The organism is Streptomyces sp. GbtcB6, from assembly GCF_019091475.1.
Lineage (GTDB): Bacteria > Actinomycetota > Actinomycetes > Streptomycetales > Streptomycetaceae > Streptomyces > Streptomyces hyaluromycini.
This window is the reverse complement of the sequence record NZ_JAGXJL010000059.1, coordinates 1-26076: the sequence shown is the minus strand read 5'-3', so window position 1 is coordinate 26076 and position 26076 is coordinate 1. Positions and strand designations below refer to the sequence as shown.

At 72.8% G+C, this 26076-nt stretch carries 28 protein-coding genes; 14 read left to right on the top strand and 14 right to left on the bottom strand.

Annotated elements, in window-relative coordinates; genetic code table 11:
- Positions 1 to 25 precede the first annotated feature (25 nt).
- Both KVT45_RS46940 and KVT45_RS46935 read right to left on the bottom strand, forming a co-directional pair.
- Positions 26 to 259 carry a hypothetical protein gene (locus tag KVT45_RS46940; protein WP_217556592.1) on the bottom strand — a complete coding sequence of 78 codons (234 nt, stop codon included), beginning with the start codon at positions 257 to 259 and terminating at the stop codon, positions 26 to 28.
- Positions 256 to 1035 (bottom strand): response regulator transcription factor, encoded by a 780-nt coding sequence (locus KVT45_RS46935; RefSeq protein WP_217556584.1) that lies wholly within the window; start codon positions 1033 to 1035, stop codon positions 256 to 258. Before KVT45_RS46935 ends, KVT45_RS46940 begins: the two co-directional genes overlap by 4 nt.
- A 677-nt stretch (positions 1036 to 1712) precedes the next feature.
- Here KVT45_RS46935 and KVT45_RS57900 point away from each other — a divergent pair.
- Entirely contained in the window at positions 1713 to 1844 is a 132-nt protein-coding gene (locus tag KVT45_RS57900) for a hypothetical protein (protein WP_302832652.1), read from the top strand.
- On the opposite strand, the gene KVT45_RS46930 is transcribed toward KVT45_RS57900, so the two are convergent.
- The gene (locus tag KVT45_RS46930; protein WP_217556577.1) at positions 1831 to 3174 is read right to left on the bottom strand and encodes a hypothetical protein; all 1344 of its coding nucleotides are present in this window, start codon (positions 3172 to 3174) and stop codon (positions 1831 to 1833) included. The genes KVT45_RS57900 and KVT45_RS46930 overlap by 14 nt on opposite strands.
- Before the next feature lie 113 nt (positions 3175 to 3287).
- Here KVT45_RS46930 and KVT45_RS46925 point away from each other — a divergent pair, with 113 nt between their 5' ends.
- Positions 3288 to 4526, top strand: a complete 1239-nt coding sequence (locus tag KVT45_RS46925) for a molybdopterin-dependent oxidoreductase (protein ID WP_217556563.1) — start codon at positions 3288 to 3290, stop codon at positions 4524 to 4526.
- 313 nt (positions 4527 to 4839) lie between these two features.
- On the opposite strand, the gene KVT45_RS46920 is transcribed toward KVT45_RS46925, so the two are convergent.
- From KVT45_RS46920 to KVT45_RS46910, 3 genes are all read right to left on the bottom strand, one after another.
- Positions 4840 to 5583, bottom strand: coding sequence for a bifunctional 2-polyprenyl-6-hydroxyphenol methylase/3-demethylubiquinol 3-O-methyltransferase UbiG (locus KVT45_RS46920; protein WP_217556555.1), 744 nt, complete (start codon positions 5581 to 5583; stop codon positions 4840 to 4842).
- Complete coding sequence (locus KVT45_RS46915; RefSeq protein ID WP_217556547.1) at positions 5580 to 6206, bottom strand: DUF2064 domain-containing protein; 627 nt, start codon at positions 6204 to 6206, stop codon at positions 5580 to 5582. Before KVT45_RS46915 ends, KVT45_RS46920 begins: the two co-directional genes overlap by 4 nt.
- A 253-nt stretch (positions 6207 to 6459) precedes the next feature.
- Complete coding sequence (locus KVT45_RS46910; protein ID WP_217556530.1) at positions 6460 to 7170, bottom strand: glycosyltransferase family 2 protein; 711 nt, start codon at positions 7168 to 7170, stop codon at positions 6460 to 6462.
- A gap of 169 nt (positions 7171 to 7339) precedes the next feature.
- On the opposite strand from KVT45_RS46910, the gene KVT45_RS46905 reads away from it, so the two are divergent.
- Together KVT45_RS46905 and KVT45_RS46900 are read left to right on the top strand one after the other, a co-directional pair.
- Entirely contained in the window at positions 7340 to 8095 is a 756-nt protein-coding gene (locus KVT45_RS46905; RefSeq protein ID WP_217556523.1) for a response regulator transcription factor, read from the top strand.
- Between the two features lies 1 nt (position 8096).
- A complete protein-coding gene (locus tag KVT45_RS46900; RefSeq protein WP_217556514.1) occupies positions 8097 to 9209 on the top strand; it encodes a sensor histidine kinase KdpD in 1113 nt (370 codons plus the stop codon).
- 56 nt (positions 9210 to 9265) lie between these two features.
- Here the strand turns inward: KVT45_RS46900 and KVT45_RS46895 are convergent, their stop codons facing one another.
- Together KVT45_RS46895 and KVT45_RS46890 are read right to left on the bottom strand one after the other, a co-directional pair.
- The gene (locus KVT45_RS46895) at positions 9266 to 10255 is read right to left on the bottom strand and encodes an NAD(P)-dependent oxidoreductase (RefSeq protein WP_217556500.1); all 990 of its coding nucleotides are present in this window, start codon (positions 10253 to 10255) and stop codon (positions 9266 to 9268) included.
- A 93-nt stretch (positions 10256 to 10348) separates the two neighbouring features.
- Positions 10349 to 10936, bottom strand: coding sequence for a hypothetical protein (locus tag KVT45_RS46890; protein WP_217556492.1), 588 nt, complete (start codon positions 10934 to 10936; stop codon positions 10349 to 10351).
- Between the two features lie 199 nt (positions 10937 to 11135).
- On the opposite strand from KVT45_RS46890, the gene KVT45_RS46885 reads away from it, so the two are divergent.
- Complete coding sequence (locus KVT45_RS46885) at positions 11136 to 12353, top strand: acyltransferase (RefSeq protein WP_308311080.1); 1218 nt, start codon at positions 11136 to 11138, stop codon at positions 12351 to 12353.
- Here KVT45_RS46885 and KVT45_RS46880 read toward each other — a convergent pair.
- The gene (locus KVT45_RS46880; RefSeq protein ID WP_217556490.1) at positions 12316 to 12870 is read right to left on the bottom strand and encodes a hypothetical protein; all 555 of its coding nucleotides are present in this window, start codon (positions 12868 to 12870) and stop codon (positions 12316 to 12318) included. The two genes, KVT45_RS46885 and KVT45_RS46880, sit on opposite strands and share 38 nt — an antisense overlap.
- 361 nt (positions 12871 to 13231) lie before the next feature.
- Between KVT45_RS46880 and KVT45_RS46875 the strand changes: the two genes are divergently transcribed.
- Positions 13232 to 14722, top strand: a complete 1491-nt coding sequence (locus KVT45_RS46875) for a subtype B tannase (protein WP_254648372.1) — start codon at positions 13232 to 13234, stop codon at positions 14720 to 14722.
- Between the two features lie 137 nt (positions 14723 to 14859).
- Here the strand turns inward: KVT45_RS46875 and KVT45_RS46870 are convergent, their stop codons facing one another.
- The 4 genes from KVT45_RS46870 to KVT45_RS46855 are packed head-to-tail and all read right to left on the bottom strand — an operon-like array spanning position 14860 to position 16964.
- Positions 14860 to 15486, bottom strand: a complete 627-nt coding sequence (locus KVT45_RS46870) for a hypothetical protein (protein WP_217556481.1) — start codon at positions 15484 to 15486, stop codon at positions 14860 to 14862.
- Positions 15483 to 16061: an RNA polymerase sigma factor gene (locus KVT45_RS46865; RefSeq protein WP_217556479.1), complete on the bottom strand. Its 579-nt coding sequence runs from the start codon at positions 16059 to 16061 to the stop codon at positions 15483 to 15485. Before KVT45_RS46865 ends, KVT45_RS46870 begins: the two co-directional genes overlap by 4 nt.
- 55 nt (positions 16062 to 16116) lie before the next feature.
- Complete coding sequence (locus tag KVT45_RS46860; RefSeq protein ID WP_217556477.1) at positions 16117 to 16812, bottom strand: phosphatase PAP2 family protein; 696 nt, start codon at positions 16810 to 16812, stop codon at positions 16117 to 16119.
- A complete protein-coding gene (locus tag KVT45_RS46855) occupies positions 16809 to 16964 on the bottom strand; it encodes a hypothetical protein (protein WP_217556468.1) in 156 nt (51 codons plus the stop codon). Before KVT45_RS46855 ends, KVT45_RS46860 begins: the two co-directional genes overlap by 4 nt.
- A 306-nt stretch (positions 16965 to 17270) precedes the next feature.
- Between KVT45_RS46855 and KVT45_RS46850 the strand changes: the two genes are divergently transcribed.
- From KVT45_RS46850 to KVT45_RS46825, 6 genes are all read left to right on the top strand, one after another.
- Positions 17271 to 18794, top strand: coding sequence for a hypothetical protein (locus KVT45_RS46850; protein WP_217556466.1), 1524 nt, complete (start codon positions 17271 to 17273; stop codon positions 18792 to 18794).
- Positions 18795 to 18859: 65 nt separating this feature from the next.
- Positions 18860 to 19744, top strand: coding sequence for a lysylphosphatidylglycerol synthase domain-containing protein (locus tag KVT45_RS46845; RefSeq protein ID WP_308311081.1), 885 nt, complete (start codon positions 18860 to 18862; stop codon positions 19742 to 19744).
- A 180-nt stretch (positions 19745 to 19924) separates the two neighbouring features.
- Entirely contained in the window at positions 19925 to 20863 is a 939-nt protein-coding gene (locus KVT45_RS46840; protein WP_217556455.1) for an ATP-binding cassette domain-containing protein, read from the top strand.
- Positions 20860 to 21711 carry an ABC transporter permease gene (locus KVT45_RS46835; RefSeq protein ID WP_217556448.1) on the top strand — a complete coding sequence of 284 codons (852 nt, stop codon included), beginning with the start codon at positions 20860 to 20862 and terminating at the stop codon, positions 21709 to 21711. Before KVT45_RS46840 ends, KVT45_RS46835 begins: the two co-directional genes overlap by 4 nt.
- A 27-nt stretch (positions 21712 to 21738) precedes the next feature.
- Positions 21739 to 23031: a sensor histidine kinase gene (locus KVT45_RS46830; RefSeq protein WP_217556446.1), complete on the top strand. Its 1293-nt coding sequence runs from the start codon at positions 21739 to 21741 to the stop codon at positions 23029 to 23031.
- Positions 23028 to 23696 carry a response regulator transcription factor gene (locus KVT45_RS46825; protein ID WP_089104492.1) on the top strand — a complete coding sequence of 223 codons (669 nt, stop codon included), beginning with the start codon at positions 23028 to 23030 and terminating at the stop codon, positions 23694 to 23696. The genes KVT45_RS46830 and KVT45_RS46825 overlap by 4 nt, the downstream gene beginning before the upstream one ends.
- Positions 23697 to 23749: 53 nt before the next feature.
- Here the strand turns inward: KVT45_RS46825 and KVT45_RS46820 are convergent, their stop codons facing one another.
- The gene (locus KVT45_RS46820; protein WP_217556444.1) at positions 23750 to 24511 is read right to left on the bottom strand and encodes a hypothetical protein; all 762 of its coding nucleotides are present in this window, start codon (positions 24509 to 24511) and stop codon (positions 23750 to 23752) included.
- A 223-nt stretch (positions 24512 to 24734) separates the two neighbouring features.
- On the opposite strand from KVT45_RS46820, the gene KVT45_RS46815 reads away from it, so the two are divergent.
- Entirely contained in the window at positions 24735 to 25844 is a 1110-nt protein-coding gene (locus tag KVT45_RS46815; RefSeq protein ID WP_217556442.1) for a sensor histidine kinase, read from the top strand.
- On the top strand, positions 25841 to 26076 hold a 236-nt coding region (locus KVT45_RS46810; protein ID WP_217556440.1), incomplete at its 3' end, for a response regulator transcription factor. The genes KVT45_RS46815 and KVT45_RS46810, both read left to right, overlap by 4 nt.

Here is a 26076-nt window from a genome sequence, read left to right as displayed (position 1 = left end):
GGCCCCCGCCGCACCGATTCGGTACTCAACGGCCCTGCCCCTTCGCCGAGTCGGCGCGGAGACATGCTCCACGGGGGGCGGCGGGGCAACGGGTACGGGGGTGGGTGCCGTGGCCGGACAGCGGGCGGGACCACATGGCACGCGGGTCGGCGGCACAGCCGGGCAGCGCGGGGTGCCAGGCGGTACGGCGGTCGGCGCAGCGGCCGGGCAGCGGGCGGTACCACGCGGGCCGTGCGCGGTACCGGCGGGCGGGGTTCATATCTGGCCGCTTCGGATCGCGTAGGCCACCGCGTGGGCGCGGTTGCGCAGCCGGTGCCGTTTGATCATTCCGTAGAGCACGTTCTTGATGGTCCGTTCCGAGTAGCCGAGCTTGTCTCCGATGTGCTGCAACTCGTCGCCCTCGGAGACCAGTTGCAGCACCTCCGCCTCCCGCTGGGTGAGCCCGCCGGGGGTCAGGCCGTGGGGGGCGAGCACCTCTTGGTGGGTCCTCGTCATCTGGTCCATCAGCTGGCCCTGCAACGCCGCCGGCAGATCACCGTGACCGGCCCGCACCTCCTGCAGCGCCTCGCCGAACCGCTCCCAGGTGAACGCCGGGCGGAACAGCACCGCGCGCACGCCCGCCTCCAGCGCGGCGTAGGGGTCGACCGACCACTCGCCGTCCACGATCACGACGAGCCTGGCGGCGCCCTCGGCCTCCTGGCTCAGGTGTGTGAGCGTGCGGGCGTCCGGGTCCTGCAGAGCCGCCACGACGATGTCGGCGGGTGTGTCCCGGCCGGTAAGCGTCAGGCCGGGCTGCCGCCGGAGGTAACTCACCAGGGCGGACCGGGTGATCGGGTCGGCGGCGTGCACCGCCAGCCGGACCGTGTCGGTGGCGTCCGCGCCCTCGGACGGGGACCGGCCGTGGCCCTGGTCGTTCCCGAGGCCGCCGGGGACCGGGTGCGGGCGCGCGGAGAGGGGGTTGAGTGCTCTCGGCTCCGTCCTGCCGGGGCCGGCCGGCGCGGCGGGTGGAGCACTGCGCGGGGTGGCGCCTGCCATCGGTCTCTCCTCTCCGGTGTCCGGTGCACGGTTCGGCCGAACCGTGCACCGGGCCTTCTGCGTGTGGGGCACAGCCAGGCTCCGGCGGCGTACGCCGTTCAATTGCAGAACTTTCTCGATCGCTCGATTCTTCTCGACGATATCCGGGACTTGTCAAGCCTCTCCGGGTGTGACGTCCTTGCGTACGCAATAATCTCGCCAATTTCACCGGGTGGTCGCCCGGGTGGCGACAATTAACCGACTCGTTGCCCGCTCCGGTGGAACCGAACGTGCCGACCAGGCGTCTAGGAGCACCCCTTGGCCGCGCGAAACACCAGGTGAAGCAGGTGACTTGACATGAGCAGTGAAGTGACTGAAGATTCATTCATGGTGCAGGGTGGAGGGGTGTGCGACCCGGAGGTAACTTCTCCATAAGCGGCGAGGGGAGATTCTTCGGCTGCCGTGGAGGAGCGGAAAATGCCCCTCGATGCCCGCCCGGCGCATTAGTCGGCCGCTCGCCGGAATATCCCGGTGTTTCGGTGGCGTTTTCCGTCGGGACGCGGATTTCCGCCGGACCGCACAGCACGCCGGGCGCGATGCGTTCCTTTCCCGGCCGCCCGCACGGATGCCGTATCCAGGATGATCGCCGTCGCGCCGGCAGTCGATGTGCCGGGCCACAGAGTTGTCCCGCCCCCGCAGTGGATCGCCACTGCCAGGGCCTCCCGGACTCCTTCGTACGGCTCCGGCAGGGCGAGGGCGCCGAGGACGGTCACGTCGACGGTGGCCGGCGGGGCGTCGGCGAGGTCCTCCGGCGGGTCACCAGCCGGTGAACAAGAGGTGGTTCAGCAGCAGCCCGAGCAGCGCCTGTGCCGTGAGCCAGACACGCGGCCGGGGCAGGAGCGCGCAGGCCGGCAGCAGCCACATCGCGAACGGCAGCCAGATGCGCTCGGTCTCCGCCTTGCTCATCCCGGACAGGTCGGCGATCAGCAGGGCCAGCAGGGCGGTGCCCGCGAGGAGGGCGAGACGGGTCCGCGGGGCAGGCGCGGTACGGCGGCGGACCAGCACGGCACCCGCCCGCCGCAGCCCGGCGACCGTGGCCGGACCCGTGATGACCACCGTGCAGGCCAGGTTGGCCCACACCCAGTAGCCGTACGGCCGGGTCCCGCCGACGCCCTGGTAGTAGCGGGTGACCAGCAGCCGGTACCCCTGCCACCAGTCGAACCCGGCGAACGTGAACACGAGCGGGACGACCGCGGCCCCGGCCGCCAGCAGGGCGAGGACGACCGGCCGGGCCCGGACCCGCCGCCGGCCGAGCACCAGCACGGCCGCCCCGATCAGCGCGAAGAGCGTCAGGCCGTACGAGAGGTAGCAGGTCAGCCCGTACAGCAGTCCCGCACCCGCCGCCCAGGCCACGGACCGGCCGGTGACCGCGAGCGCCAGCAGGGCCACCGCCCAGGCGGCGACGGCCGCGAAGTACCCGTCGGCCGAGGCGCCCACCCACACCGCGGCCGGCGCCATGACCAGGAAGGACGCGGCCCGCCGGGCTAGCCGCTCGTCGGCCAGCGCCCGCACCGCGACCAGCACGGCGACGCAGGCCGTCGAACCGACGGTGATGCACCAGGCGCCCGCCCAGCCCCCGCCGCGCAGCCCGATCCGGTCCAGGAGGACGAAGGTGAGCGTGGCCGCCGGCGGGTGCCCGGCGATGTGTGCGGGCCAGGGGGCCGGGGTGCCGCTGACGATGTGGTGGGTGAAGTCGCGCAGGGTCGCCGGGATGTCGTGGAAGCGGCCGATGACCGTGAGGTACTCGTTCGGGCTGGTGAGCCGGCCCGCCACGCCCCGCTGCCAGCCGTCCACCAGCGCCAGCGACCACGTCCAGGCCAGACAGGCGCCCCAGGCCGCGCCGAGCAGCCCGCGCCAGGGCAGCCGTACGGCGAGGTTCGGCCCGTACGCCACGACGGCGGCCGCGACCAGCACGGCGGCCGGGGTGCCCGGGCCCACGTGCGGGTCCCAGTCGGCGAACAGCGGCGGCCAGTGCACGAACAGCACGCGGTAGGTGTCCTGGAGGTGCCGGCCGACCAGTACGGCCACGAGCACGAGCAGGGCGGCGCCGAGGACGGCGAGCAGATCGGCGTACCGATCCCGGAGCGGAGCGCGGGTCACAGCGGAACGCTAGGTCGGCGACCGCGCCGGAGCGTGGATCAAGCGGCTGACGTCAGACTTTCGTCATGGGTCGCGCACCCTTTCCGGGGGTTTTCCCGGCCTACGGTCGGAGCATGCGACACGACGACCCGCGGCTCCCCACCTCACCCGGCTTCTGGCGCAGCCCGCTGCGCGGCACCTGGTTCACCTCGGTGCTCGGCCTGGTGCTGCTCGTCGGCATCACCGTGCTGTTCGTGACGGGACTGGTCTCGTACGCCGCGTACAACCCGGACCTGGCCCCGGTGAACGACCAGACCCCGGACAAGGGCATCCTCGGCTTCTACCTCTTCTCCTGGCCGACGAACCCGTCCTGGCTCTACCGGCTCACCCAGGGCCTGCACGTCACCCTGGGCATCGTCCTGATCCCGGTGCTGCTCGCCAAGCTGTGGTCGGTGGTGCCCAAGCTGTTCACGCTGCCCCCGGCCCGCTCGCTCGCCCACGCCCTGGAGCGGATCTCGCTGCTGCTGCTGGTCGGCGGCGGCCTCTTCGAGTTCACCACCGGTGTCCTCAACGTCCAGCTCGACTATGTCTTCCCCGGTTCCTTCTACCCCCTGCACTTCTACGGCGCCTGGGTGTTCTTCGCCGCGTTCCTCGCGCATGCCGCCCTGAAGACCCCGACGGCGCTCCGGGCCGTTCGCGGGCGACGCCTGGACGAAGCGGAGTTGGCGGCACCCCGGCCGGACCCGCCCACCGTCTCGCGGCGCGGGGCGCTCTGGTTCGTGGGCGGCGCGTCCCTGCTGCTGCTCGTCACGACGGCCGGGCAGAGCATCGGGGGCGCGCTGCGGCGCACCGCCCTGCTCGCTCCGCACGGCGGAGCCGACCCCGGCAGCGGGCCGAACGGCTTCCAGATCAACAAGACGGCCGCCTACGCCGGGATCGACACGAAGGAGACCGGGGAGGAGGCGTGGCGGCTCGTCGTCACGGGCCGGGGCGGCAGAACGGTCCGCCTCAGCCGCACCCAGCTCCTCCGACTGCCCCAGCACAGCGCCGCGTTGCCCATCGCCTGTGTCGAGGGCTGGTCGACCGCCGACCAGTGGTGGCGCGGAGTGCGGCTGCGCGACCTCGCCGCGCTCGTCGGCTACGACGGCGACCCGCCGGACGTGCTCGTCGAGTCGATCCAACGGCACGGCGCCTTCCGCCGCGCGGCCCTGCGCGCCAACCAGGTCGCCGACCCGCGCTCCCTGCTCGCCCTCCAGGTGAACGGCGAGGACCTGTCCCCCGACCACGGCTACCCGGCGCGCGTGATCGTGCCCGCCGCACCCGGTGTCCTCAACACCAAGTGGGTGGCCCGGATGACCTTCGGAGACCTGTGATGCGCCCGCGCCCGGTGGTCGGCAGCCCCTTCCACATCCTCATCCTGGCCTGCTCGTTCGCACTGGCCGCCTACGCCGGCGTACGGCTGCTGTCCGGCGACTGGCTCGGCGTGGCGCTGTGGGTGGCCGGGGCGGCGCTGCTGCACGACCTCGTCCTGCTGCCGCTGTACGCGCTGGCCGACCGGGCGGTGGCACGGGGCCTCGGCGCCGCCGGCCGCCGGGAGTGGGCGATGTACGTCCGGGTCCCGGCCGCCCTCTCCGCGCTGCTCCTCCTCGTGTGGTTCCCGCTGATCAGCGGGACGGTGGCCGGACACTACCGGTCGGCCACCGGCCAGTCCGCGGACGGCTTCCTGGCCCGCTGGCTGCTGATCACCGCCGTGCTCTTCGGCGGCTCGGCGCTGCTGCTGGCGCGCCGGCTGCGCAGGGCGACGAAGCGGCGCCCGCCGGCCACCCACTGAGCCTCCTGCTCCCAGCCCCGCGCGTACCGCAGCAGGGCCGGGGTGCCGAGCCGCGCCCAGAGGAAGGGGGCGCCGACCGCCTCCTGGGCGTCGGTGAGGTGGACGTGGGCGCGTTCGTCCACGTCCACCGAGGTCGTCTCGGCGATCAACAACCCTTTCCGGGCGAGGAGTCGGGCCACCCGGTCCAGCAGGGCGTGCGGGTCGCCGCCGATGCCGACGTTGCCGTCCATCAGCAGGACGGTGCCCCAGCGGCCCTCGCCGGGCAGCGGCTCGAAGACCGAGCGGCGCAGGGCCTGGCCGCCGAGCCGCACGGTGTGCTCGACGGCGGCCGCGCTGACGTCGATGCCGAGGACGGTACGGCCCCGGGCGGCGAGTTCGGCGACCAGCCGCCCGGGGCCGCAGCCGACGTCCAGGACCGGGCCCTCGCAGCGGTCGAGGACCGCCAGGTCGACCGGGTCGGCCCGCGCGCACCAGCGCTCGACGTCCAGGGGCAGCAGCCAGCCGTCGGTGCGGCGCAGGAACAGCGGGCCGTGCCCGGCGTGCAGGGCGGCGGCGTAGGGGTCGGGGCCGGTCCAGGGGACGGCCGGCGAGGTGGTCATCGGCGGCCCGTTCCGCTGGGCGCCGTGCACCGGGCCAGCAGCGCGGCGAAACGGCCGTGCGGGACGAGGGCGGCGACGGCGGCCGCGTCGGCCGCGGTGTCCACGTCCCGCAGCCGGGGCAGGTCACGCACGCGCAGCCCGGCGGTGACGAGGCGCCGCCGCTGGACGGCGCCGGTCTCCGGCGTGGACATCGGCACCCCGAGCAGCAGGGCCGGGTCCGGGTCGGCCAGCCCCAGCGCCCAGAACCCGCCGTCCTCGGCGGCACCGAAGTACGCGTCGCACTCCGCGAAGTCCACGGTGAGCAGGGCCGTGGTGACCTGGGGGGTGTCCATGCCGATGAGGAGGGCGGGGCCGGAGCAGTGCGCGAAGGCGTCGGCGAGCCGCTCGTCCAGCCCGCCGGCGCACTGCGGCACGACGTCGAAGCCGGGCGGCAGCCAGGGGCCGGGGTTGCCGGCGAGGGCGAGAACGCGGCGGGTGGCGGGGGTCTTGGCCACCACGTCCAGGGTGTCGGCGAGCGAGGCCTCGGCGAGAGCGGCGGCCTGCGCGGGAGAGAAGGGCGGGGTGAGCCGGGTCTTGACCCTGCCGGGGAGGGGTTCCTTGGCGATGACGAGGAGGGTGGTCATGGGGGGTTCCTTGGGTGGTGCGAGTGGGTGGGGCCGGGGGGTGGGTTCGCTTACCGGCGCTGGCCGGGTGCCGCTGCGCCCACCCGTGCCGCCTGGGGGTACCTCCCAGGCCCTTAAGGCACTGGGGGAGGCACGACTGCCCGCAGCTGGGTAGCTGCGACGCTGCCCGCGGCTGGGGAGATGCGGCGGGCGTAGCGCCCCGTAAGGGGCGCGGGGCTGTATCTGATTTGAGGCTGCCGCCGCGTGGGCGTGATCAGCCCCCACCGGCCTGCACCCGAGGTGACTCGTGCAGCACCCGGCTCATGTCCCGCACCGCCTGCCACGTGCCGCGCCACGTGCCCGTCACCTTCGAGGAACCCACGCGCGGCCGGTACGCCACATCGCGCTCGGCGATCCGCCACCCCGCGTCCGCCGCCCGCACCACCATCTGGAGCGGATAGCCGCTGCGCCGGTCGTCGAGGTCCAGCGCGAGCAGCGCCTCGCGGCGGGCCGCCCGCAGCGGACCGAGGTCGTGCAGCCGCAGCCCCGTGCGGCGCCGCAGCATCCGCGCCAGCGCCAGATTCCCCGCGCGGGCATGCGCGGGCCACGCGCCCCGCCCCTGCGGACGCCGCCGGCCCAGCACCAAGTCCGCCTCGCCGTCCAGGACTTCCCGCACGAACGGCACGAGGAGTCCCGGGTCCAGCGAGGCGTCGCAGTCGCAGAAGCAGACGATGCCGGCGGTCGCGGCGGTCAGCCCCGCATGGCACGCCGCGCCGAAGCCGCGCCGCGCCTCGTGGACGACGGTCGCACCGTGCGCCCGGGCGATGTCCGCCGAGCCGTCGGTGGATCCGTTGTCCACCACGACGGCCCGCCAGCCCGCCGGGATCCGGCCGAGCACCCAGGGCAGGGCCGCCGCCTCGTTCAGGCAGGGGAGGACGACGTCCACGTCCGTCGCCGGGGAAGGGGAAGAAGGTGAGGTGGTCACGGCTTCACCCTACGAACGTGAACCGGGCATATCGGGCCCCGACTGCTTACGAAACGCGGACGTCGGCGCCGGGCGTCCGCCTCCCCTGTTTCTTACGAAACGCGAACGTCGCACCCCGGGCCCACCCTCGGCCGCGACACCCGCGACGGCCCGGTGCGAGGGTGGAGGCATGCAGCAGCCGTACGAGCTCACCGAGGCCGAGGCCACCGCCGGAGGTGCCCGTGTCCTGGTAGTGGACGACGATCCGACCGTCGCCGAGATCGTCGCCGGGTACCTGGACCGCGCCGGGTACCTGGTCGACCACGCCGGCGACGGCCCGACCGCCCTGACCCGCGCCGCCGCGCACTGGCCGGACCTGGTCGTGCTCGACCTGATGCTGCCCGGCATGGACGGTCTGGAGGTCTGCCGGCGGCTGCGCGGCCACGCCCCCGTCCCGGTCATCATGCTCACCGCACGCGGCGACGAGGACGACCGGATCCTCGGCCTGGAGGTCGGCGCCGACGACTACGTCACCAAGCCCTTCAGCCCCCGGGAACTGGTCCTGCGGGTGGAGTCGGTACTGCGCCGCAGCCGCCCCGCCCCCGCCGACCGGTCCTTCTCGTCCGCCGGACTCACCCTCGACCCAGGTGCCCGCCGCGCCACCAAGGACGGCACCGGACTCGCCCTCACCCTGCGCGAGTTCGACCTCCTCGCCTTCTTCCTGCGGCACCCGGGGCGGGCGTACAGCAGGGAGGACCTGATGCGCGCGGTGTGGGGCTGGGACTTCGGCGACCTGTCCACCGTCACGGTCCATGTCCGCCGGCTGCGCGCCAAGGTCGAGGACGACCCGGCCCGGCCGCGGCTGATCCAGACGGTGTGGGGCGTCGGCTACCGTTTCGAACCGACCGGACAGGGCGGACCGAACGGACCGGAAGGAGCGGCCTGACATGCGCGACACCCTCCTCATCGCCCTGTATGCCTTCGCCGGCGCCGCCGGCACCGGACTGCTCGGAGCGGCCGCGCTGCGCCTGCTGCGGCGCCGCTCGCTGACCGCGTCTCTCGCCGTGGTCGCCACCGTCGGCGTGGTCGCGATGCTCGCCGGCACCCTGGCCGTCGCCTGGGCGATGTTCCTCTCCTCGCACGACCTGTCGGTGGTGACGACGGTCGTCGCGATGGCGGCCGTGGTGTCACTCGCGACCGCGCTGATACTGGGCCGCTGGGTCGTCGCCCGCAGCCGTGAACTCGTCCTCGCGGCACGCTCGTTCGGCGAGGACGGCGACTTCGCCGCGCCCTCGGTCCCGGCCACCGCCGAACTGGCCGAGGTGAGCCGCGAGCTGGCGGCGACCAGCGCGAAGCTCGCCGAATCCCGGGAGCGGGAACGTGCGTTGGAGACCTCGCGCCGGGAGCTCGTCGCCTGGATCTCGCACGACCTGCGCACCCCGCTGGCCGGTCTGCGCGCCATGTCGGAGGCCCTGGAGGACGGCGTCGCCACCGACCCCGGCCGCTACCACAAGCAGATCCGCACCGAGGTCGAGCGCCTCAACGACATGGTCGGAGACCTCTTCGAACTCTCCCGCATCCACGCCGGCACGCTCGCGCTGAGCCCCAGCCGGATGTCCCTGTACGACCTCGTCGGCGACGCCCTCGCGGGCGTCGATCCGCTGGCCCGCGAGCACGGCGTACGGCTGGTCGGCGACCGGGTGGAGCCGGTGCCGGTCGAGGTGGACGGCAAGGAGATGAGCAGGGTGCTGGGCAACCTGCTGGTGAACGCCATCCGCCGGACGCCCCCCGACGGCACGGTGGCGGTCGCCGCCGAGCGGTCCGCCGAGGGTGCCGTCGTCCTGTCCGTCACGGACGGCTGTGGCGGCATCCCCGAGGAGGACCTGCCCCGCGTCTTCGACACCGGCTGGCGCGGCAGCCACGCCCGGACGCCGCCGGCCGGGGCCGGGCTCGGCCTCGCCATCGTGCGCGGGATCGTCGAGGCCCACCAGGGCCGGGCCACCGTGCACAACATCCCCGGCGGCTGCCGTTTCGAGGTCACGCTGCCTTCGGCGCCGTAACAGCCGCTCGCGCTGCCGACGGCGCCGTAACGGTACGCCGTCGGCAGCGCCGCCTCTCACTCCGCGCGCGCGAACTCCCGCATCCCCTCCGCGAACCCGACCTCCGGCTTCCAGCCCAGTTCGGCCCGCAGCCGCGAGGAGTCGGCCGTGATGTGCCGTACATCGCCCAGCCGGTACTCCCCGGTGACCACCGGCAGCGGCCCGCCGTGCGCCTCGGCCAGTGCGCGGGCCATTTCGCCGACGGTGTGCGGCTCGCCGCTTCCGGTGTTGTAGGCGGCCAGCACCCCCGGGGCCGGCCGCGCCTCCAGCGCCACGGCGTTGGCGGCGGCCACGTCCCGGACGTGCACGAAGTCCCGGCGCTGCCGCCCGTCCTCGTACACCCGGGGCGCCTCGCCCCGGGCGAGCGCGGAGCGGAAGAACGAGGCCACGCCCGCGTAGGGGGTGTCACGGGGCATCCGGGGGCCGTACACGTTGTGGTAGCGCAGCGACACCGCCGACCCGCCCGTCGACCGGGCCCAGGCGGCGGCCAGATGCTCCTGGGCCAGCTTGGTCGTGGCGTACACGTTGCGCGGATCGACGGGCGCGTCCTCACCGACCAGCCCGGACGTCAACGCGGCACCGCACGCGGGGCAGTTCGGCTCGAACCGCCCGGCGTCCAGATCGGCGACCGCGCGCGGGCCGGGCCGTACGACGCCGTGGCGCGGGCACTCGTAGCGCCCCTCCCCGTACACGACCATCGACCCGGCCAGCACGAGGTGCCGTACCCCCGCGTCGGCCATCGCGGAGAGCAGTACGGCCGTACCGAGGTCGTTGCGCGAGACGTACTCGGCCGCGTCGCCGAACCCGACGCCGAGGCCGACCATCGCGGCCTGGTGGCAGACGGCGTCCACGCCCGCCAGGGCCCGCCCCACCGCCACCGGACTGCGCACGTCGGCGCCCGGATCGTCCCGCACGTCGAACACGACCGTCTCGTGCCCGCGCTCCGTCAGCGCCTCGACGACATGGGACCCGATGAACCCGGCACCGCCGGTGACCAGTACACGCATACGGCCACGCTAGGCTCGCCCGGCCCCCGGACCACCACTCCACGCCCGCACGTCACGACTCCGTAAGGCGACCCGCCGTACTCACGCAGCCGCTCACTTCATGTCGAGCGCGTACTCGCACCGCACCTCCTGGGTGTACCTGTTGCCGCCCTGCGTGTAGTTCACGCGGCAGCCGCTGAGGTGCTCCCCGATGTGGCCGACGATCCTGACCCTGACCATGGCGTAGTAGTCGCCGCTGTCGGCGTGGCCGCGTATCACCATGGGTCTGCCGGCGTAGTCCGGCATCGTGGTCATGTCCCGGCTGCCCGGGGCGTTCTTGTCCCCCTCCAGGCTGTCCAGGATGTATCCGTCCGTGTCCTTCATGGAGTAGACCGGGTACCCCTCGACCCGCGCCCCGGACGGAACGTGGTCCAGCCGTACCGAGGTGATCCGGACCGTCGTCCTCGAGTTGTTGACGAACAGCGGGAAGGCGAATCTCCAGACCATTCCGATCTTGGCGTGGGGATACCCCAGAATCCCGAACGCGGGTGGACCCGCCGCCGTGAGGGCGTCCCCGGTCGCGGGCGGCGTACTCATCGATGCCGTCGCGGCCGTCGAACTCGTGCCGAAGCCGAGCACGGTGGCGACGGCAGCCACCGCCAGCAGTCTGTTGCCGCGCGTGGAACGCACCGGTCCTGCCATGGATCAGTCCCCCCGCTCCCCAGTCGGAGGATCGTAAGGATCACTTACTCAAACAATCAACGACTTTCGGTTCAAGAGCGCACCAAGCCCTGCGACTCGTCATCATGCGGACTCGCCTGTTGAACGGCCCGGCCGGGGGTCACGTACCTGTCGCTGTGGGCGGCGCGGTGCTGCTCGAAGGAAGGGCTGAACGATTTCAGTGGATGCGAGTCGCCCGGCCGGAAGCACGCTCGACCTGGCCGCCCCCGTGCGACAGGGGGAGAACGGGAACGGCGACGGGGCGCAGGTCCGTCGGCAAGTACAGGGCCTGGACGGTCTCCGTGGCCTGGCGGCACTGTATGTGGTCCTGTTCCACTGCTGGTTGTACACCTTCCCGGGCTACCCCCGCAGTTCGGCACCCCCATGGCTGGGCGGGCTGATGTTCGGGCGCCTGGCCGTCGTCTTCTTCCTGGTGCTGTCCGGGTTCTCCCTGGCGATCTCCCCGGCCCGGCACGGCTGGCGGTCGGCCGGTGTCGGCGAGTTCCTGCGCCGGCGCGCCTGGCGCATCCTTCCCCCGTACTGGGCGGCACTGGCCCTGAGCCTGGTGATTTCGTGGTTCGTCGTGCCGGCCTCGCACTTCGGGCCGCCCACCGGCGCGACCGTTCTGGTGTACGGCCTCGTCGCCCAGGACATGGTCACCGCCCCGACGCCGAACGGTGCGTTCTGGTCGATAGGAGTGGAGGCCGAGCTCTATCTCCTCTTCCCGCTTCTCCTGTTCGTCCGTCGGCGCTGGGGCGCCGTGATCCTGGCCGCGTGCGTGACACTCCCGGTGATCGCCGGTGGTCTGGCGGCGCCCGGCGCGAACCCCGTGGAGGGCGACAACTGGCTCGCTCCCCATCTCGCTCCGGTGTTCGCCGCGGGCGTGCTGGGCGCCGGAGTCGTCGCCGCCGGGGACAGGGTGCGACGCCTGCCGTGGGGATGGTTCGCCGTCCTGGCGGCCCTGCCGGTCCTGGCTCTCGGTGCCGTCCGGGGTTCCGTCTGGACGGTGAACCACTACTTCTGGATCGACCTCGCCATCGCCCCCGCCATGACGATGGTGCTGGCCGCCGTTGCCACCGGAAAACCCGCCGTCCTCGTACGGCTCCTGACGGCACGCCCCGTCCACGGCCTCGGCAGTTTCTCCTACAGCCTCTACCTGATCCATCTTCCGATCGTCATGGCCGTGATTCGCCGAATCGCCCCGCATTTCGTGTCGCCGGGACTGCCCACGTTCTGGTTCACGCTGGCGGTGGGCCTGCCCGGTTCGATACTCGGGGCGTGGCTGTTTTCCAAGGTCTTCGAAATTCCGTTCAAGCAGAACAGGTCCTGGAAAACAATTGCCGCACTGGGTGTCCCGGGCGTCAGCCCGTCACGCTGGACTTCTGGCCGGCAGGAGTGACGGCGTACCACTCCCCGTCCTTCCCCTGGCCGTTCGTCTGCCCGGCCGCCGTGTCGCCCACGTACCGGTAGAGCGGCCAGCCGGCGAGGGTGAGCTGTGTCTCGCCGTTCCGGTGGACCGTGCCGAGGAGACTCTTCTCCACCCCTGAGGTCTGCACGGACTCCGGCACGATCACGGGCAGCCAGGTCTTGGTGCACGCGCCGGAGCACGTCCACTTGGAGGGGTTCGGCTCGTCCTTGTCGAAGCGGTAGAGGGTCAGCCCCTTGTCGTCGGTGACGATGCTGCCCAGGCCCTGGGCCGTCCTGGTCAGCACGGCGTCGGTGGTGGCCGGCTGCTCGCTCCCGGGTGTGCTGCTGACGGCCGGCGCGGAGGTCGCCGGATCCGACGTGGCCGGGGAAGCCGGGGCGGTCGGGGCGGCGTCGGCGGGGCTGCTGCCGTTCGAGGAGCCGCACGCCCCCAGCAGGGCGGCGGAGGCGAGCCCCGCGGCGAGGCTCAGACCGATGCGTCGCGGAATCAAGGAGTTGCCCTTCGTCGGAGTCGCGTCTACGTGCTTCTTCAGTACGTCGGCAGGCCTCCGCCCGCTCAGTCGCCGAGATCACGTGACGCACTCTTGACCATCGCCGTGGGGGTGGTGAATTCCAGGTTTCAGGAATCTCAGGATGCAGAGCGGTCTCTATGGGTTGACCGTGGAATCGCTGGAATTGTTGACGATATTGTCGCCACTGAATTACGTTCGCTGCCGAGATCGAGACAAGCGTCCCGTGAAGCAGTTTCAGAACTCTCCGGACACCCGCACCGGCACTCCCGTCGGCGAAGAAAGCCCGTATTGCCGTCGATGGCGGTTCGGAAACTGCTGCGCCACGTGAAGGAGACACGAAATGACGCACAAGATGAACCGCAGGGCCCTGATCAAGGGAATTGCCGCGGCCGCCGTCGCCGTACCGGTGGTGGGGATCGCCGGCGGCACGAACGCGCTGGCGGCGACCGCGTCGACCGACGCGACCACGTCCGACTCCCTGGCCTTCGACCCCGACGCGTACACCGAGATCACGACGACGATCTCCACCGACGACGGCGACAAGGAGGTCACCTACCATTTCTGGTCGGCCATCACCTATGTCACCGACCCGGTGGACGAGACCTACCAGAGCCTGACCGTCAGCGTCCCCGTGTCCATCGACGGCACCGCCGTGGACGCCACCGACGCCCCGATCCTCGTCTCCAACTCGATCGGCGGCTACCTCCCCTCCTCGGTGTCGACCAACACGGGCGTGAGCAGCAGCCGGGCGCAGCTGGCGATCGCGGCCGGGTACGTCGCGGTGGAGCCGGGCGCGCGCGGCCGGACCCTGGTGGACTCCGGCGGTGACTACTACGGCACCGCGCCGGCGGCGATCGTGGACCTCAAGGCCGCGATCCGGTACGTGCGTTACAACGCGGGCACCGTCCCGGGCGACACCGACAAGATCGTCACCGCCGGGACCAGCGCCGGCGGCGCCCTGTCGGCCCTGCTGGGAGCCTCCGGCGGCAGCTCGCTGTACGACGACTACCTCAGCGCGCTCGGCGCGGCCGACGCCGACGACGTCGTCTACGCCACCGGCGCCTGGTGCCCCATCACCGACCTGGAGAACGCCGACGGCGCCTACGAGTGGAACTGGGGCACCAACACGCTCAGCAGCGGCGACGAGGTGGACCAGGACGTCTCCGCGGACCTCAAGGCCCTGTTCGAGACCTACCAGTCCGGGCTCGGCCTGACGGCGGACGACTACGGCACCATCACGGCGGACAACCTCGACGACTACCTGCTGGCGACCTACCTGGAGCCGGCCGCCACCAGCTACCTGGCGGACCTGTCGGACGACGACCGGACCGCCTACCTGTCCTCCAACACCTTCATCACCTGGGACGGCTCCTCGGCCGCGTTCTCCTGGTCCGACTACCTCGACCACGTCGGATCCCGCGGCAAGGACGCCCCGGCCTTCGACGCCTTCGACCTGTCGGCGGGCGAGAACAACGAGTTCGGCGTCGACACCACCGAGGCCCGGCACTTCACCGACTACAGCCTGGCCAACGACACGAGCGGCACCGGCGGCACGTCACTGGACAGCGACATCCCCGGCAAGCTCGACATGATGAACCCGATGTACTTCATCGGCGAGTCCAACGACGACCGGGCCAAGTACTGGTGGATCCGCACCGGCACCAAGGACACCGACACCGCGCTGACGATCGTCGGCAACCTCGCCCTGAGCCTGGAGAACCTCGGGGACGACGTCAACGCCCTCATGTACTGGGACGCCGCCCACGGCGCCGACGAGGACCCGGGCGACTTCATCACGTGGATCGGCGACGTGACCGGCTACACCGGCTAGGGCCGGCCGCGGTCGGGTGGTCCCTGCCGGCTCGCAACGCCACCGGGCGGGAGGCGCCGCACGCGCCTCCCGCCCTTCGCGCCGCCACCGCCCCGGTCCTCCGCACCGGTGCTCCGTGCCCGGCCGACGCCGTGCGGTCAATTCCCGTATGCCTGGCGGAACTTGTCGGCCGTGGCGTCGGTGACCCCGTTCGCGCCGCATGCCGGGACAGTGCCGTCGGCGTCCGCGGCGACGATGTAGTGCTCGCCGACCGAGAAGGCGAGGCGCTCCGGCACGTGGGTGTCGCTGGTGAGCCGTGCCGTGCCGGCGCCGGCGCCGCCCTGCAGCCAGTGATCGACCCGGAACGAGGCCGAGGAACCGCTGACGGAGGTGACCGTTCCCTCGAACAGCAGCGGGTACTGGCGGAATCGGTCGGGGACGGGGGCGGCGCACTTGGCGCCGGCGGAGCCGCTCGTGACGGTGAGACGCAGTGGACCGGCCGAGGGCGAGGTGCCGCTGCCGTGGTTCGCCATGAGCCCTCCGGTGATTCCGCCGCCGAGCAGAAGCGCTCCGACGGCCGCCGCGAGTGCGAGCGGATGACGGCGTCTGCGCGTGGCGGTCTTCGCGGGGAGCGCCGGAACGCCGGTGGCGTCCCTTTCCGGCCGGAGCGTGGTGCCGGTGTGCGAAACGGCCTCCACAAGACGGTCGACGTCGGGCAGGGGAGCTCGTGCCGCCAGTGCGGGGTCCGCGGCCTTCAGGCGGGCCAGCAGCTCGTCGTCGTTCACCGACTGCTCCTTCCTTCAGCACCGTCATGTCCGGGCCGTACCGGGTTCTTTCGCCCCAGCTGTGCGGCGAGCCTTCGCTTCGCCCGGTGGAGGCGCATGCTCACGGCGTTGGCGGTCAGCCCGGTCACCTCCGCGATCTGGCGCGGCGCCAGTCCCTCCCACGCCCACAGCTGCACGACTTCGCGGTCCAGGGTCCCGAGGGCATCGAGTGCCTCGTGCAGGTCGCTGTGGTCGGCGGCCGTGGCCGGAAGGTGCCGGTGGGCCCCGACCAGCCGCTCCACCAGGCGCAGCCTGCGTCCGTCGGCACGTCGGGCATTCGCCAGGCATCCGCGTGCCACCCCGTAGCACCACGGCAGGACGTCGTCCGGATCGGGCGCGGACGCGGTGTCCAGTCCGGGCACGTCGTCGAGTCGTCGCCACAGCACCAGCATCGTGTCCGACAGGATGTCCTCGACCATGTCGGCGGTCACCCGTCGCACCAGATACCGATGCAGCGGATTCGCCACCGCGTGTGCCAGTCGCTCGAAGCGAGCCTGCCGCTGCCGGAGCATCTGATGTTCCGCTATGGATTCCACGCCCCGTCCTGTCCGGCTCCGGCCGGTTCCTTTCAGCGCTGTGCCATGCGGATTCCTACCACCCCGTGCTGTCACGCCCCGCCGACGGAACGGCCTCGCGGCCGTCGTCCCGCGCGGCCGTGCCCGTCTCCGTCGCGGTGCCGGTGCCGCCGGGCCCCAGCAACGGCCGCAGGCGGGTCGCGGTCAGCCGCCCGGCCAGGGTGTCCGCGTGTCTGCGCAGTGCCGGCATGACGAGCAGGACGGTGAGGGTGCCCACCGCGATCCCCGCCAGCACGTCGTGGGGGTAGTGCGCGCCGACCCAGATCCGAGCGGCCGCCATCGCGGCGGCGGCCACGGCGGCCGCGATGCCGAGCCGACGGGAGACGAACAGCAGGGCGACGGCCGCCGCGGCGGCGATGGCCGCGTGGTTGCTGGGGAAGGACCAGTCGCCGGGCGCCGGGCACGCCTCCAGCGTGGTCACGCGCAGGCTCTGGCACGGCCGGTCCTCGCGCACGAGGAGCTTCAGCACCGCATCCACCCCGAACGCCGCGAGGACGGCGAACGGCACGGCGAGCGCCGTCACCGACGCGCCGGCGCTCTCCCGCCGGGCACGCCACCAGCCGACGGCCATGAGCACCGCGAAAAGGGCCAGCCCGTACGTCGACCACGCCGACACCGTGTCGTTCAGCCATGCGGGAGCATGCCGGGCGAGGTTCACCACATCGGTGTAGGCGGGACCGTCGAGCGAGGAGCCGTCGAGCGCGAGGATCATCCGCGAGCCTCCTTCGCCATCGCCGCCCGGCGCGAGCGGTACACCGCGGTGACGAGCGGAATCGGCGAGAGGCCGGCGATCACGGCGACCGTCGTTCGCGGACACCGGTCGGGGTTCGGCAGCTGCGACGACAGGTGCACGGCCGTGGTCATCGTCGGGATCTCCTTCATGACTACAGTTCTGTAGACGGTCTACTTCACTGTAGACGAAGGTACGGCGAGGGGCGTTCCGTGTCCGACACAAGGGGATTCGGGCAACTGTCCGGTGAATTCAAGACTGCTTGCGGTGTCGCCCGCCGTGGGTGACGCCCGGCTGGAAGACTGTCAGGGCCCTGTGCGCCGCCCGGCTCGCCCCCTGGCCCGCCCTTCCCGGCCCCCGTCCTCGCCGCCGTCCGTGATCTGCCCCTACGGCCTGTAGGGTTGCAACGGCCCTACAAGCTGTAGGGGGAGGGGTGTGAGATGAGAGACGGCCCACAGGCCACGGACATCGCGCCGGCCACGTCGACCGGCCCGCGCCGGCCCGGCCCGCCCACGGCCGGCCGTCCCGCCCGCCGATTCCGGGGTGAGCGGGCGCCGGCGGTCGTGGCCGCCGTCTTCACCCTGGCCCAGCTCCTGCTCGTACGACCGGGGATGGGCCTCGGCTGGGACGAGTCGGTCTACGTCAGCCAGGTGGCCGCCCATGCGCCCGCCGCGTTCTTCAGCGCCCCGCGGGCCCGCGGCGTTCCGCTGCTGGTGGCGCCGGTCGCCGCCTGGTCGTCGTCCACCGCGCTGCTGCGGATCTACCTGGCCGTCCTGTCCGGCCTCGCGCTCTTCCTCGCGCTCCGCGCCTGGCGGGGCGTCTTCCCGGCCCGCGTGCGGGCGACCGCGGGCGCCCTCTTCGCCACCTTGTGGGTGACGCTGTACTACGGCCCGCAGGCCATGCCCAACTACTGGGTCGCCGTCGCCGCCCTGGCCTGCACGGGATGCTTCCTGCGCGCCCAGGCGGACCGCTTCGACCGCTCGGCCCTGTGGGGCGTGGGCCTGAGCGCGGCCGTGATGGGCTGGATGCGGCCCGTGGACGCGGTCTGGGCGACCCTGCCCCTGCTCGTGCTGCTGGTGGGCGTACGGCGATGGCGGCGCCCCGCGCTGCTGGCGACGCTGCTCGGCGGCCTCGCCGCCGGTGCGGCCGAGTGGGTGATCGAGGCCTTCGTCTCCTACGGCGGCCTGGCACAGCGCCTGTCCGACGCGTCCCGCATCCAGGGCGGCCTCGGCTGGCACATCGCCGTCACGGACCAGCTGCGCGCGCTGGGCGGACGTACGCTGTGCCGTCCGTGCACCGGTGCCGTGCCCTCCGCCCCGGTGACCCTGTGGTGGTACGTGCTCCCGGTGTTCGCCGTCCTCGCGGCCGTGGTCGCGATCCGCGCCCGGCGCGGCACGGCCACTCTGTTGGCGCTGGCCTGCGCCGCTTCCTCGGCCTTCCCGTACCTCTTCCTGATCGGCTACGCGGCACCGCGCTTCCTGCTGCCCGCCTACGCACTGCTCGCCGTCCCGGTCGCCGATCTCCTGGTGCGCCTGGTCCGGGCCCCCGGACGGATCCGCCGGCCGCTGACCGCGGCACTGCTGACCCTCGCCCTGGCCGGTCATCTGGCCGTGCAGTTCGTGGTCCTGGAACGCACCGTGCAGCGCTCCACCGCCACCCACCGCGACTGGGCGCGCGTCGCCGCCGGGCTGCACCGGCTGGGCGTCGCCCCGCCCTGTCTGGTCACCGGTGACAACTACGCCCCGATCGCCTACTACGCGGGCTGCTCCTCGGCGTCGACCGGCGGCCACGACGCCAACACCACGCCGGCGGCCATCCGGCGGACCGCCCGCCGGCTGCCCACCGCCACGCTCCTGGCACCCGGCGGCCGCCCGCCCGGCTATGCCCGCTCCTGGACCCCGCACACGGTGGCGGGCGTGCGTGTCTACGTCGCACCCGCCCCGGACCGGGGAGGACAGCGGTGAGCACCACCGGCGTGCCGCTGTCCCGCGGCCTCGGCCGGACCTGGCAGCTCGCCGTCACCGCGGCCGTGACGGCGGCGGCCGGCTGGCTGCTCGCCGCGCACCGGCACACGATGGACGCCGGGGCCGACCGGCTCGCCGTCGCCGACCGCGACTGGCTGCTGGCGGGCGGCGCGGCCGCCCTGGCCACCTGGGTGTGCGCGGCCGTGGCCCAGCAGGGAGCGGTGGCCGAACGGCTGCCCGCCGGGCGGCTGGTGGCCGCACAGTTCGCGGCCTGCGCGGCCAATCACGTGCTGCCGGCCGGGGTCGGCGCGAGCGCCGTCAACCTGCGGTTCCTCACCCGCTGCGGGCTGTCCACCGCCCGGTCGGCGACCGCGCTCGCGGTCAAGGCCGCCGCCGGTGCGCTGGTCCGGTTCGCGCTGGCCGCCGTACTGCTGCTGGCCTCGCCCCGGCCCCTGCGGCTCTCGCCGGCCGTCCCGCGCGCCTCCCTGCTGCTGCCGGCCGTCGGCTGCGCCGCGGTGGCCGTCCTGGCCGTGGCGCTGAGCCGACCGGTACGCCACCGCGCCCGGAGTGCGGTCCGGCGCGTCCTGGCCGATGTCAGGGCCGTGCACGGCAGCCGGTCCAGGGCCTGCGCCCTGTGGGGAGGATCCGTCGGATTCGCCCTGCTGCACGCCGCCGTGCTGGTCGCCGTGGTCCGGGCGCTGGAGGTGACCGTGCCCGCCGGACACGTCCTGCTGGCGTACCTCGTCGCCAGCGGAGCCGCGGTACTGCTGCCCACCCCCGGCGGCCTGGGCTCACTGGACGCCGCGCTCGTACTGACGCTCACCGCGGCCGGGGCGCCCGCGGCCGCGGCCCTGTCGGCGGTCTTCGGCTACCGCATGCTCACCGGCTGGCTGCCGCTGCTCCCCGGCCTGCTGGTACTGGCACTGCTGACCCGACGCTCCGTCCTGTGAGCCGGGCCCGGCACCGCCGGGACAAGCGGCGCCGACGCAGCTCAGACGCGTAGTACCGGGGTACCACGCGCCCGGCCCAGGTCAGCCTCCCGGTACCACGGGACCGGGTGATCCCGCGCCTACCGTTGCCGTGAGGCGTCGCAGACCAGGGACGCCGGAGGCCGACAGAAAGACACGCGCATGATCGACGCACGGCAGCTGACCAAGAGATACGGCGAGAAGACCGCCGTCGACAGCCTGGACTTCGTCGTCAAGCCCGGCACGGTGACCGGCTTTCTCGGGCCCAACGGCGCGGGCAAGTCCACGACCATGCGCATGATCGTCGGACTCGACGCGCCGACGACCGGCTCCGTCACCGTGAACGGCCGGCCCTACGCCGGCCACGAGGCACCGCTCCAGGAGGTCGGTGCCCTGCTGGAGGCGAAGTCGATCCACCCGGGCCGCTCGGCCTACAACCACCTGCGGGCCCTCGCGCTGACCCACGGCATTCCGCGCCGCCGGGTCGACGAGGTCATCGAGCTGGCCGGCCTCGGCAGCGTGGCGAAGAAGCGGGCCGGTGCCTTCTCCCTCGGCATGGGGCAGCGGCTGGGCATCGCGGCGGCGCTGCTGGGCGATCCGCAGACGGTGATGCTGGACGAGCCGGTCAACGGGCTCGACCCGGAGGGCGTCCTCTGGATCCGCAACCTGCTGAAGGCCCTCGCCGACGAGGGCCGGACCGTGTTCGTGTCCTCGCACCTGATGAGCGAGATGGCCCTGGTCGCGGACCACCTGATCATCGTGGGGCGCGGGCGGCTGCTGGCCGACACCACCGTCGGGGACCTGATCCGGGAGGCGGGCGGTGACACCGTGACGGTGGTGACACAGGACCCGGCGCGGCTGCGGGACGTCCTGGCGGGCCCGGGCGTCGACATCACCGGCCGGATCGGCTCCGAGGAACTGCAGGTGACCGGGGTGACCGCCCGCGAGATCGGGCTGAAGGCGGCCGAGCACGGCATCGCGCTGTTCGAGCTGAGTTCGCGGAGCGTGTCGCTGGAGGAGGCGTTCATGGACCTGACCAGGGATGCCGTGGAGTACCACGGCTCCACGACCGCCGTCGAGACCGAGGGGAGTGTGGCATGAGCACCCTCACCGCAACCGCCGAGGAGGAACCCCGGACCACCACCCCGGCCCGCCCCGCCTACCGGGTGACCGGCCGGCGCGTGCTCTCCTCGGAGTGGGCCAAGCTGTGGTCGCTGCGCTCGACCTGGATCACGCTGGGCCTCGGCCTGCTCTTCCTGGTGGCCTTCGGCCTGATCGCCGCGAGCCACTACAAGTCGGAGATCGACTCCGGCCACGTGGGCCGTGACCGCGACTTCGCCACCGCCACGGCCGTCAGCCTCTCCCTCTTCGGCACGAACTTCGCCCAGCTCGCCCTCGGTGTGCTCGGCGTGCTGGTCACGGCGGGGGAGTACTCGACCGGCGTGATCCGCTCGACACTCGCCGCGGTGCCCCGCAGGCTGCCCGTGCTGTGGTCCAAGGCGGCCGTGTTCGGGCTGGTCGCGCTGGCGGTGGGAACGCTGGGCGCGTTCGTCGCCTTCCTGTTCGGCAGCGGGATCGTCTCGGGCACGCCCGCGGCCATGGGCCTCTCCCACGCGGGCGTCCTGCGCAGCCTGCTGGGCGCCGGGCTCTACCTCGGCCTGGTCGGGGTGATCGGCGTCGCCCTGGGCGCGCTGCTGCGCTCGGTGGCCGGCGGGATCTCGGTCCTGGTGGCCTCGCTGATGCTGATCCCGGGCCTGATCTCCCTGCTGCCGAGCTCCTGGCAGGACAACATCAGCCCCTACCTGCCGTCCAACGCGGGCGAGTCGATGTTCGCCCTCACACACGACTCCACGACCCTGTCGCCGGGCGCCGGACTGCTGGTCTTCCTCGGCTGGACGGCACTGGCACTGGCCGGCGCGGCGTACCGGCTCGTGCGCAGCGACGTCTGAGACCCGCACCATGGCAGCGTGACGTCCGTGACCATCGATGACATCAGCGGAACGGGACCGCTGGTCGCCCGGCTCTCCCGGGGCGGCCAGCGGTTGCGGCAGGCCGACCAGGCCCACCCCTGGGTGCTCGACACCGGGGTCGTGGTCCTGGTCTTCCTGATGTTCTGCCTGCCCGACCTCGTCCACCACGGTGACGGGGACGGCGACGGCGACCGCGCACGCAACTTCCGGCTCGCCTTCACCCAGCTCCCCGTCGCCGCGATGCTGGCGGTGCAGGTCGGCCTCGTGCTGCCCCTGCTGTGGCGGCGGCGCAGTCCCGAGGCGGCCTTCGGCGTGATCGCCGCGGTGTTCGTCGTCCAGTGGGCCCTGGGCGCGGCGTTGCGCGCGGACGTCGCGCTCTTCGTCGCCCTGTACAGCCTGACCCTGCACGGGCGGCTGCGCCGGCTGCCGTGGGCGTGCGGGGTCATGGCGGGCGCCATGGCACTGGTGGCGGTGCGCGTCTCCGCGGTGGTGTCGGTCTGGGACGCGCTGTTCTTCCTGCTCAGCACGGCGACGGCGGCACTCGCGCTCGGCCTGATGGTACGGATCCGGCGGGCCCAGCTCGCCGGACTGCGGGAGCGAGCCGCCCAGCTGGAGATCGAACGCGACCAGCGCAGCCGACTGGCCACGGCCACCGAACGCACCCGCGTCGCGCGCGAGATGCACGACATCGTCGGCCACAACCTCTCCGTGATCATCACGCTCGCCGACGCCGGCGCCTACGCCAGCGACACCGCCCCCGAACGGGGCAAGGAGGCCCTGCAGCTGATCGGCGACACCGGCCGGCAGGCTCTGGGCGAGCTGCGGCGGGTGCTCGGCGTGCTGCGCGAGCCGGCGGACGGCCCCACGGGCGGGCCCGAGCTCAGCCCGCAGCCGGGCATCGCGGACCTCGACGCGCTGTGCGCGAAAGTGCGGGCCGCCGGACTGGAGGTCGTCTACCGCACCTCCGGCGACGTGGACGCCCTGGACGGCGGCGTGCAGCTGACCGTGTACCGCATCGTCCAGGAAGCCCTCACCAACACCCTGAAGCACGCCGACACGGACGCCGAGACCCGGGTCCACCTGGCGATCCTCGCCGAGGGCGGCAGACTGACCATCCGGGTCCAGGACACGGGCCGGACCGCAGCGGCCGGACCGCCGAACGAGGAAGGACACGGACTGGTGGGCATGAGGGAACGAGCGGCTCTGTACGGGGGCACCGTCAGCGCGGGTCCCGCGCGCGGCGGCGGATGGCGCGTCGAGGCCGTCCTCGACCTCACCCCCCAGGGCGGTGCCCGATGACCACCGTGCTCATCGTGGACGACCAGCCGCTGCAGCGCTACGGCTTCCGCATGCTGCTGGACTCCGTCCCGGAGACCGAGGTCGTGGGCGAGGCCGCGCACGGCGCCGACGCCGTCCGCAAGGCCGCCGAACTGCGCCCGGACGTCGTCCTGATGGACGTCCGCATGCCCGGCATGGACGGGATCGAGGCCACCCGTCGCATCGTCGCCGCGGGCGAGCGCTCCCGGGTCCTCGTGCTCACCACCTTCGACCTCGACGAGTACGTCCACGCCGCCCTGCGCGCCGGTGCCAGCGGCTTCCTGCTCAAGGACGCGCACGCCGAGGAACTCCTCGCCGGCATCCGGGCCGTCGCCGCCGGGGACGCCGTCATCGCGCCGGCCCTCACCCGCCGCATCCTCGACGAGTTCACCCGCTACGTCCCCGCCCCCAGCGGAGACCGTGACGAGGACCCGAGACTCGGCTCCCTCACCGACCGCGAGCGCGAGATCCTCGTCGCCATCGGCAAGGGCTGGAGCAACGGCGAGATCGCCGAGCGGTTCGTCGTGACCGAGTCCACCGTCAAGACCCACGTCGGCCGCGTCCTGGCCAAGATCGGCGCCCGGGACCGCGTCCAGGCCGTGATCTTCGCCTACGACCAGGGCCTCGCCCGCCCCAACGCGGACTGAGCCCCCGGCGCGGACCGGCCATGTCCCGCCCTCGCCCTGCTGGTACCGGTCCGTCAGGACGACACCGGCGCCGGCAGCGGCTGAGGGCGCCGGTCCGACCAGCCGGCGTACCCGACGAGTACCGCGCACACCGCCGCCGACAGCAGGGCCGTCGTACCGAAGCCGACGCCCACGCCGAACGGCTTGTCCATGCCCAGGTAGTCCGCCAGGGACGCGCCGAGCGGCCGGGTCAGCACGTACGACGTCCAGAACGCGGCGACGGCGTTCAGGTGCGCGAAGCGGTACAGCAGCCACGGCACGAGGATCGCCGCGCCGAACAGCAGTGCCGAGTGCACGAACCCGAGGTCCAGGTAGAAGCCGGTCAGGTCGCCGGCCGCCGTGCCGAGCGCGAAGGTGAGCAGCACGGTGAGCCAGTAGAAGACCTCGCGGCGCGGGGTGTCGATCGTGTGGATCGACAGGGTGCGCTCGGTGGCGTACCAGGCGGCGAAGCACACGGCCAGCGCCAGCGCGTAGCCGGTCGTCGTGTACGGCAACTCCACGTGCAGGCCGATCCGGAAGCAGTCGGCGGCCGCCGTGCCGAAGACGGCGATCATCGCGACGGTGAACCAGTACGTCGCCGGCCGGTAGCGCGGCGAGCGGAACTGCAGCCACAAGGCCACCGTCAGGGCGGCGGCACTCGCCCCGGCGGACAGCCACAGGCTCCACTGGCCGAGATAGTCGGAAGTGGCCTCGCCCATGCCGGTGGTGAGGACCTTGATGACCCAGAACAGGGCTGTCGCCGCGGGGACTTTTGTCGCCGCCCGATGGGAATCCATGAATGCCTTCGCCTCTTTCCCTTTTCTTACTATGTGCTCTTGCTCTGTGCTTTTGCGGGGATGGACGGAGACGCTAAGGGCCACGTCAGGTCCGTGACATCCGACGAAGGTGGGCTCTTTCCCGGCGATGTACGACCATCGATTGATGGCGGCCGAGGCGAATTCCCGTAATCTCGGCGAGGTGGTTTCCCTGGTTTCGCTGATTTCCCCGGTCCGGACGCGCATGAATTCCGCGGCCGTGCTGCTGCTCGTGCCGTGCCTGGTGTGCACCGCGCTCGCGGCGCACGAGCTGCTCTACAACCGTGCCGGGGTACGGGACTGGGCGCTGGCCATGGCCGTCGTATGGCCCCTGCTGCTGCGCCGGCGCGCCCCGCTCGCCGTCTTCGCGGTCTGCTGGGCGGTGGCGATGCTGACGTGGGCGCTGGGCACGGTGTCGTTCGCGGAGCTGGCGGTCCTGGTCGCGCTGTACACCGTCACCGCCCATCGGGACCTGCGGTTCGCACTCGGCGCGGCGGCGGCCGTGGGGCTCGGGGTCGTGCTGATGGCGGTGCGGTTCGGGCCGGCGGGCAGTGTGAACGACGCCATGGTGATCCTGGGCGGCCTGGCAGGCGCCGCGTTCTTCCTCGGCACGACGGTGCGGGCCCAGCACCGCTACCTGGCCTCCATCGAGGACCGGGCCGAGCGGCTCGAACGGGAACGGGAACAGCAGGCGCAACTGGCCGCGGCCGCGGAACGCACCCGGATCGCCCGCGAGATGCACGACATCGTCGCCCACGGCCTGGTGGTCGTCGTAGCCCTGTCGGAGGCCGCGGCCGCCACCACCGCGACCGACCCGGACGGCGCCCGCGACAAGATGCTGCAGGCCGCCACCACCGGGCGGCAGTCGCTGGCCGGGACCCGTCGGCTGCTCGGGGTACTGCGCGAGGACGACGGAGCCGACCGGTCCCCGCAGCCCGACCTGGCGGCGCTGAAGGGCCTGGTCGCCCAGACCTGCCGGACCGGTCTGGACGTCCGGCTCACCGAGACCGGGACCAGCGAGAACCTGAGCCCGCAGGCGCAGACCACCCTCTACCGGATCGTGCAGGAGGCCCTCACCAACGTGGTCAAGCACGCCCGGGGCGCCTCCCGCGTCGACGTCGTCCTCGACTGCGCGCCCCGCACGGTCGCCTTCCGCATCGCCGACGACGGCACCCCGGCCCGTGCGGTCCGCCCCGGAAACGGGCTCACCGGCATGCGCGAACGCGTCGCCCTGTTCGACGGCGACCTCCACGCGGGCCCCACCCCGTCCGGCTGGGCCGTGCTCGGCCAACTGAGGCTCGGAGAACCGCGATGACGATCTCGGTCCTGCTCGCCGACGACCAGGCACTGGTCCGCATGGCCTTCCGGAGCCTGCTGGGCACGATGCCGGACATCGAGGTCGTCGGCGAGGCCGCGGACGGGGCGGAAGCGGTCGACCTGACCCGGCGCACGGCCCCGGACGTCGTCCTCATGGACGTCCGGATGCCTGTCCTCGACGGCATCGAGGCCACCCGGCTGCTCGCCGGTGCCGGGGTGCCGCATCCGGT

Coding starts and splice junctions, on each gene's coding strand:
- KVT45_RS46925 (WP_217556563.1), top strand. CDS start 3,288: ATGCGACACGACGACCCGCGGCTCCCCACCTCACCCGGCTTCTGGCGC.
- KVT45_RS46920 (WP_217556555.1), bottom strand. CDS start 5,583: ATGACCACCTCGCCGGCCGTCCCCTGGACCGGCCCCGACCCCTACGCC.
- KVT45_RS46835 (WP_217556448.1), top strand. CDS start 20,860: ATGAGCACCCTCACCGCAACCGCCGAGGAGGAACCCCGGACCACCACC.
- KVT45_RS46915 (WP_217556547.1), bottom strand. CDS start 6,206: ATGACCACCCTCCTCGTCATCGCCAAGGAACCCCTCCCCGGCAGGGTC.
- KVT45_RS46815 (WP_217556442.1), top strand. CDS start 24,735: ATGAATTCCGCGGCCGTGCTGCTGCTCGTGCCGTGCCTGGTGTGCACC.
- KVT45_RS46940 (WP_217556592.1), bottom strand. CDS start 259: ATGAACCCCGCCCGCCGGTACCGCGCACGGCCCGCGTGGTACCGCCCG.
- KVT45_RS46895 (WP_217556500.1), bottom strand. CDS start 10,255: ATGCGTGTACTGGTCACCGGCGGTGCCGGGTTCATCGGGTCCCATGTC.
- KVT45_RS46820 (WP_217556444.1), bottom strand. CDS start 24,511: ATGGATTCCCATCGGGCGGCGACAAAAGTCCCCGCGGCGACAGCCCTG.
- KVT45_RS46860 (WP_217556477.1), bottom strand. CDS start 16,812: ATGATCCTCGCGCTCGACGGCTCCTCGCTCGACGGTCCCGCCTACACC.
- KVT45_RS46935 (WP_217556584.1), bottom strand. CDS start 1,035: ATGGCAGGCGCCACCCCGCGCAGTGCTCCACCCGCCGCGCCGGCCGGC.
- KVT45_RS46850 (WP_217556466.1), top strand. CDS start 17,271: ATGAGAGACGGCCCACAGGCCACGGACATCGCGCCGGCCACGTCGACC.
- KVT45_RS46840 (WP_217556455.1), top strand. CDS start 19,925: ATGATCGACGCACGGCAGCTGACCAAGAGATACGGCGAGAAGACCGCC.
- KVT45_RS46890 (WP_217556492.1), bottom strand. CDS start 10,936: ATGGCAGGACCGGTGCGTTCCACGCGCGGCAACAGACTGCTGGCGGTG.
- KVT45_RS46825 (WP_089104492.1), top strand. CDS start 23,028: ATGACCACCGTGCTCATCGTGGACGACCAGCCGCTGCAGCGCTACGGC.
- KVT45_RS46905 (WP_217556523.1), top strand. CDS start 7,340: ATGCAGCAGCCGTACGAGCTCACCGAGGCCGAGGCCACCGCCGGAGGT.
- KVT45_RS46900 (WP_217556514.1), top strand. CDS start 8,097: ATGCGCGACACCCTCCTCATCGCCCTGTATGCCTTCGCCGGCGCCGCC.
- KVT45_RS46855 (WP_217556468.1), bottom strand. CDS start 16,964: ATGACCACGGCCGTGCACCTGTCGTCGCAGCTGCCGAACCCCGACCGG.
- KVT45_RS46875 (WP_254648372.1), top strand. CDS start 13,232: ATGACGCACAAGATGAACCGCAGGGCCCTGATCAAGGGAATTGCCGCG.